Consider the following 7,281-nt stretch of genomic DNA (forward strand, 5'->3'; position numbering starts at 1 on the left):
CTATGGACAGTAACCATAAGCTCTATCTCTAACCTCTATGGACAGTAACCATAAGCTCTATCTCTAACCTCTAACAGCTATATAGAAGCTCTTTCCCCAACAGATGTCCTTCAAGACTACCTTTAACTAACTTATGCCTTATCAACACTAAAGAACCGGTAAGAAGAGAATCTCTAGAAGACTATTGAAGAAGCAACCCCATATCTTTATATTATTTAATGATGCTGTACGTCTAGTAAAACCACCCATTCTGTCGTTATATAGGTTTATTGAAGTAAAGGGAGTTGAATACATTCTAGATAAAGATACCTTTATATTGTTTCTTTTATATCGTAAACATAATATATGACCCAGCTGTCTATATATATAAACGCTACCTAATAATGTTATTAACCAATGGGGGGAAAACCCTATGCTATTTCTTCATAAGCTATTACTACATATTAGGTTCTATATTCAAATACCTAATACTATAAAAGAACTAGAAATAGTGCGTATTAATATTATTGGCAAAAAAGGAACTATTTCAAGCCTTCTTAAACTATTAAGTAAACTAAATATAGTAAAAAGATCTTTATTTGGTAATATAATTAACAATATTAAACAGATAACTCAACTACTTTTTACTAACCGTAAATATAAAATAGAAGCATTAACTTTAGAAGAAAGAATTATCAAGGAAAATGTAGACGCTTCACTCCCTGGTAGAATCTTAACTATTGGTAGCATGCATCCTATAACAGATATAATATCTAAGACAGAAAGGTTCTTTTTAAAGCTAGGGTTTATAAGTATGTCTGGCATTGAAATAGAAGATGCTTTCCATAACTTTGAAGCTCTTAATATTCCTAAATACCATCCTTCTCGCACTGAGCATGCTACTTTCTGGCTAACTAAAAAGCTTTTATTACGTACTCAAGCTTCTAATATGCAGTCTCGTATTTTAATAAAACAAAAGCCTCCTATTAAAGTAATAAGTTCTGGTTGTGTATATAGAAATGATTATAACAAAACCCATACCCCTATGTTTCACCAATTGGAAGGCTTTTTAGTTGATAAAACCATTAGCTTTTCTAATTTAAAAACAATAGTTAGAGACTTTATATGGTTCTTATTTAACAACAAAATAAACCTACGCTTTCGTCCTTCTTACTTTCCTTTTACAAAACTATCTACAGAGGTAGATATATTAAGTTCTTCGAATAGTTGGTTAGAAGTATTAGGTTGTGGCATGATTCATCCTAAGCTTTTAAATAATGCTAATATTAGTACTAATTATTCTGGATTTGCATTTGGTATTGGAATAGAGCGATTAGCAATGTTATATTATAATATGAATGATATTCGGTTTTTATATGATAATGACTTACGCTTTCTTAAACAATGTTAGTTAGAAATAGGTAGCTTATGATATTTAGTGTGGTTTGGTTACGTGAATGGTTATATTTAGAAAAGGATATTAACAATATAGCAGATCAAATAACTATGTTTGGATTGCATGTTGAAACAATAGTGAATATTCCTTATTATATTAGTAGACCTATAATAGGTCATATTATATACTACAAAAGGCTTTCTAAGAATAGATATGTTTATTCTGTAGATATAGGATATAAAAAGCTATTAGATATTATTTATTCTAGCTATATTGAACAATATGCTTGTTTTAAAATAGCTGTTGCTATATCTGGTTCAGAAACTGGTTCAGGTTCAGGTTCTAGTATTTCGGGTTCTATAGGAAATCTATGGCTTTTATCAGATATAGACATAAGCTATCAGCATAACATCATAAAACTACCATTAGAAACTAAGTTAGGATCTGAGTTAAGAACATATATTAAGATTGAAGACATTGTCATCAAAATAAATATAGCTCCTAATAAAATCCATTGTTCAAACATGCTTGGTATTATGCGTGTGTTATCATGTTTAAACAATATGTATTTGAAATATCCAGCTATTAATTATGTTAAGACAGCCTTTACATATAACATTCCAACATTGATAGAGACAAATAGGCTTTGTCCTTGTTTTGTAACTAGAATAATAAGAAATGTTAATAACAATCTAAATACGTCCTTATGGTTAAGAGAAAGACTTAAGCGATGTGGTATTATATTAACTAATGTTCTTAATGATATAACATCATATGTTTTATTAGAATTAGGACAGCCTATAGATATGTTTGATCTTAATTCTATAAAAGAAAAGCTAGCTATACGCTTATCTAAACCAAATGAAGTTATTACTCTTTTTAATGGAAATAAGATAGCTTTGAATTCAAATGCTTTAGTAATATCTGATGAAGCTAACATATTATCTTTAGTCGGTATATCAAAAGCTAAATATGGGTCTATAACTATAGATACAAACAATATTATATTATGTGCTTTTTATATTAATCCTTCAGTTATTATTGGAAAGCCACATTATAGTTTATGCTCTAAGCTTTTAGGTCATTATGAAAGAGGTGTAGATTATAACCTTTTAAGCTTAGCTATAGAAAGAATAAGTGACTTAATAATATCTATATGTGGTGGAATTGCTAGTTCAATATATAGCTTTATATCTACTAAGAATGTTATCAAGAAAAGTAGAATAGGAATACATCGTTATAAGCTAAATAACTTAATAGGCTATCTTATTCCAGATGGAAAGGTTAATAGCATTTTAACTAACTTAAACTATAAAGCTATTCGTGTTAATGCTGTTTGGATAGTTTTAATACATAATTGGCGTTTCAATATAAATATCGAAGAAGACTTAATAGAAGAAGTTATTAGTTTTTATGGGTTTTGTAACGTTAATAAAAAGCCTATGCATACTTATTTAGCTTTTACTGAAACCAATAAGTCCATAAAGACCCGAATACCTTTAATACGTATTAAAGAGCTACTAATAGATAGAGGTTATCATGAAGTAATCACTTATAGCTTTATTGAACCTAATATTCAAAATAAAATAGCTTCTAATGTAAAGCATATATATATAAAAAACCCAATAGCTAAGGAAATGAAAATAGTTCGCAGTTCTCTGTTAGCTGGTTTAATTAAATCATTAACTTACAAATTATACCAGCAACAAAAGCGTATCCGTTTATTTGAGAGTGGCTTTTGTTTCATTCCTGATAAAACTATAGGTATTAAACAAATGCTAATGGTTGCTGGTATAATCACTGGCTCTATTCTCGAAGAGCATTGGGATAGTAAACATAGCCATAGCTTAGTTGATATTTACGATATAAAAGGTGACTTAGAATGTATCTTTGTTATTACTAATAAGGCTAATGAAGTTGAACTTAAACCAATAAGTTGTTTAGTTTTACACCCAAGCCAATCCGTTGCTATCTTTATTAAAAAGAACTTTGTTGGCCTTTTTGGTACTATTCACCCTAAACTACAATTAGAGCTAAAGCTATATAATAATGTTTTTATGTTTGAATTATATTGTGAGTACATTCTTGATTATAATATGCCTAATGCTTCTAAGAAATCTTATTTCCCTATAAGTCATAGATATGTTTCTATAATAGTTTCTAACCAAATAATGGCATCAACTATTATTTCTGAACTAACTAATAAATATACTAATTATTTAGTAAGCATTAACGTTTCTGATGTGTATTATGATAATATAAAGGAAGGTTTTAAAAGCTTATCTCTTAGTTTTAATATTCAAAGTAGTGAAAAGCCACTTAAAGAATATGATATTAACTTAATTATTAAAGACTATATAACCACATTAAAACATATGTTTAGTGCTTATTTGAGATATTAGTTAGTATTCTTGAAAAGCCTAGAACTTTATATAGTTTATTCATAGTTATTATAGCTTTTTTCCTAGCTCTTATTGAACCATCATATATTATTTTATTAAGATAACCTTCATCTTTTCTAATAGAAAAGTATTTAGTTTGTAAGGCTGTTAGTAACTTATTTAATATAGATATAACATCTTTTTTTAGACAGCCATATGCTTTGAATTCAAACATTATTTCTAGCTGAGCTATATTAGTTTTACCTACACATGCTAATAATTCTAATAAGTTTGAAATGCCAGGTTTAAATATAGGTTCATAATAAATAATTGGTGGTCTATCAGAGTCTGTTATTGTTTTATTAAGTTTAGCTTCTAATGAATAAAAGCTATCTAACAAATATATGGTATTTCTTTTATTTATATCAGACTTAGACATTTTGATATTTGGTTGTAATAAAGACATTATACAAGACCCATGTTCAGAAATACAGGGTTGAGGAATAGTAAAGATTTCCCCATACATATTATTAAACCGATTAGCTATAGCTTTTGTAAGTTCTATATGTTGCTTTTGATCTTTTCCTATTGGAACTATATTTGTTTGATATAATAAGATATCTGCGGTCATTAGAATTGGATAGTTAAAAATACCAATATTTATAGGTTCTTTAGCTTTTAGTTGCTTTTCCTTAAATTGTGTCATTCTTTTTAATTCACCAAAATAAGCATAACAACTCAATAACCAATTAAACTGACAGTGTTCAAGTACATGAGATTGAATAAAAGCTATAGTTTTTATTGGGTCTATACCGCAAGATAAATATAATGCTAGAATGTCTAATGAAGAGCTGTGAATAGCTTTATTAGTTTTAATATTACTAATAGCGTGCATATCCGCTATACAATAAACACATTCATTATTATCTTGCATTCTGATCCAATGTAATAAGGCACCTAAATAATTACCTATAGTTAGATCTTCATTAGAAGGCTGCATTGCGCTATATACAACAGGTTTCATAGTATTTAGTCTTTATATAACAAAGCTAGTCCTTAACACACAGCCACAGAACACAGCCACACCATCAACCACACCATCAACCACACATCTTTGGATATCTTATGCATTTACCATAATATCTTTTTAAGCTTACTATAGCCTAGTAGAGCTTTTCTTGTATTCTCTATACTAAAGTTAGTTATATTTAGTTGTCCTATTCGATCCTTTGACGTAAACATAGAACTAGCTTTTTCCATTGTTATAGCTTTTATATTATATATTAAGTTATCAGACTTTGTACTTATAATAGAATAATCATTTCCTTTTCTTAGTTCCAATATTATTTCACCATTTATAATAGTTGCTATCCATTTATTTATGGCTTCTTTTATAGTTAGTGACTGCGAATCAAACCAACGTCCTAAGTAAAGCAGCTTTCCAAGGCTTCTTCCATAGTTTCTCAGTTGTTCTATAGTATATTCATCATGTATTCCAGTGGTTAGCCTTTCATAGGCAATGTATAGCAACTTAACACCAGGTGACTCATAGATTCCTCTGCTCTTTGTTTCTATTATTCTGCTTTCTAGTTGGTCTGTTACGCCTAGTCCATGTCTACTGCCTATTGAATTAGCTTCTTCTATTAAAGCTATTTGAATATTAAGCTTTATATTGTTTATTGAAGTTGGTAGTCCATGTCTATATCTTAGCTTTAGTATTTCTATAGGAACGGCTACTTTCTTTTTCCAAAAAGCTAAACACATAATTAACTCTATCTTTTTTATATTAAAGTCTAAATATTCTAACTCTTTTGCTTCGTATGTATTTCCAAGGATGTTACAATCAGTAGAATAATATCTTTTCCTTTGTTTTTTATAATAAAACCCATTCTTTATCATAAGCTGATACATTTCTTTTCTTCCACCAAGTTCATTAACAAAACTATTATCCAACCAAGGCTTATATATTTTTAGTTTATTATTTATTAACAAGCCATATCTGTAAAACCTTTCAATATCATTACCTTTATATGTACTGCCATCACTCCATATGTTTATATTATTTATGTTCATTTCTAAAGCTATAGAAATACTAGTTACTATTCTACTTAAAGGAGTAGTATTAAAATATACTAGGTTGGCTGTTTTTATATGGAATGCCTTACATTGCAAAGCTAATAGTCCTTCTTTTATTAGGGCTTTTCTACAATCAATAATGTAAGCCTTTCTAGCACCATAACTAATAGCCTTTCCAATAATTAAAAACATATTCTTTTCATCATACTGTCCTAAGTTAGCAGTATAAGAATAAACTATGCCACCCTTTTTATTAATCCATACTATCGCCGCACTAGTATCTAGACCACCTGAAAAAGCAATTCCTATTAGTTGTTTAGTTGGTAGCTTTCTTATTATATTATTCATTTTTGTTATTTAAGACCATCGTTAACTTGTTGTTGTGACTTTATTTAAGCCTTTAGTTATTAGTTCTTTAATTTGTTCTTTTGATAAAGCTCCTATCTTATTATCTATTAGGTTCCCATTATGGAATAGTATTAGTGTTGGGATGCTTCGTATTCCATATTTTACGGCAGTTATATTGTTTTCATCAATGTTAAGCTTAGCAATAGAAATCTTTTTATTAAATTCTTTTATTAATTCTTTTAAGGCTGAAGTCATTAGTTTACAAGGTCCACACCATTCAGTCCAAAAAACTACTAAGCCTAATCCTTTTAGTTCTTTTATATATTTATCGAAGCTTTCGTCATTAAGATGGATAATATTATTCATAGTGTTACTCCAGGTTTAAGATATGTAATAAGTTTCTATATAGAAGCAGTTATGAGGAAGTTAATAGATATAGCTGTTTGTGATAGAAGAGAGATGGAGATGTGCATTAACATATACAATACGAGTGTTAGGTGGGTATGCATATAGCTAATAGCTTTTATGTCCAGGCTTGGAATTGAACCAAGGACACGAGGCTCTTCAGGCCTCTGCTCTACCACTGAGCTATCTGGACTTTAGATTAGTTATTAGTTGATGGGTAGTGACGGGTTCGAACCGTCGGTCTTCTCTGTGTAAAAGAGATGTTCTACCACTGAACTAACCACCCGTTCTATGTATCTAACCACTGTTCTATGTATCTAACCACTGAGTTAACCACTGTTCTAGCCACCCAAATAAGAGCTAGTTCTAGAGCAGTTAGGTTTAGATGGGAGAGGAGAGAACCAGTTGGAAATATGGTTTGGTGGTTGGGATATGATGAAAGCTAAAGCTAAAGCTAAAGCTAAAGCTAAAGTGAAAGTGAAAGTGAAAGTGAAAGCAAACGAACGATAGCGATAGCGATAGCGTATGTGAATGTGATGTGGTGTGGTTTATGTTAATAGAATCTAATTGGGAAGATGTGTTATTACTTGATGTAATTCCTTTATACATTATAGATATTCTTTTCATTGAGTCTATAAGGATAGGGTTTTAGTAGGAGTCTATTGGGGTTTTTCCAGTTCTTTAAAAGCAGGTATA

General features: G+C 29.6%; 6 protein-coding genes and 2 tRNA genes. 3 read left to right on the forward strand and 5 right to left on the reverse strand.

The window, feature by feature from the left end; genetic code table 11:
* Positions 1-184: 184 nt before the first annotated feature.
* The 3 genes from FKM95_RS01160 (at position 185) to pheT (ending at position 3,777) form a co-directional block, all read left to right on the forward strand.
* Entirely contained in the window at positions 185-349 is a 165-nt protein-coding gene (locus tag FKM95_RS01160) for a hypothetical protein (protein ID WP_159128798.1), read from the forward strand.
* A 63-nt stretch (positions 350-412) separates the two neighbouring features.
* Positions 413-1,390 (forward strand): phenylalanine--tRNA ligase subunit alpha, encoded by a 978-nt coding sequence (pheS, locus tag FKM95_RS01165; protein ID WP_159128799.1) that lies wholly within the window; start codon positions 413-415, stop codon positions 1,388-1,390.
* Positions 1,391-1,407: 17 nt separating this feature from the next.
* Positions 1,408-3,777: a phenylalanine--tRNA ligase subunit beta gene (pheT, locus tag FKM95_RS01170; protein WP_159128800.1), complete on the forward strand. Its 2,370-nt coding sequence runs from the start codon at positions 1,408-1,410 to the stop codon at positions 3,775-3,777.
* On the opposite strand, the gene trpS is transcribed toward pheT, so the two are convergent.
* From trpS to FKM95_RS01195, 5 genes are all read right to left on the reverse strand, one after another.
* Complete coding sequence (gene trpS / locus FKM95_RS01175) at positions 3,755-4,780, reverse strand: tryptophan--tRNA ligase (RefSeq protein ID WP_159128801.1); 1,026 nt, start codon at positions 4,778-4,780, stop codon at positions 3,755-3,757. The two genes, pheT and trpS, sit on opposite strands and share 23 nt — an antisense overlap.
* Positions 4,781-4,887: 107 nt before the next feature.
* Positions 4,888-6,180 carry an argininosuccinate synthase gene (argG, locus tag FKM95_RS01180; RefSeq protein ID WP_159128802.1) on the reverse strand — a complete coding sequence of 431 codons (1,293 nt, stop codon included), beginning with the start codon at positions 6,178-6,180 and terminating at the stop codon, positions 4,888-4,890.
* A gap of 21 nt (positions 6,181-6,201) precedes the next feature.
* Positions 6,202-6,546: a thioredoxin gene (gene trxA, locus FKM95_RS01185; RefSeq protein WP_159128803.1), complete on the reverse strand. Its 345-nt coding sequence runs from the start codon at positions 6,544-6,546 to the stop codon at positions 6,202-6,204.
* Between the two features lie 160 nt (positions 6,547-6,706).
* Positions 6,707-6,778 (reverse strand) — tRNA-Phe (locus FKM95_RS01190).
* Between the two features lie 21 nt (positions 6,779-6,799).
* Positions 6,800-6,871, reverse strand: a tRNA-Val gene (locus tag FKM95_RS01195).
* Between the last annotated feature and the right edge of the window lie 410 nt (positions 6,872-7,281).

The organism is Candidatus Tremblayella phenacoccinincola (assembly GCF_009805595.3).
Classification (GTDB): domain Bacteria; phylum Pseudomonadota; class Gammaproteobacteria; order Burkholderiales; family Burkholderiaceae; genus Tremblaya; species Tremblaya phenacola_D.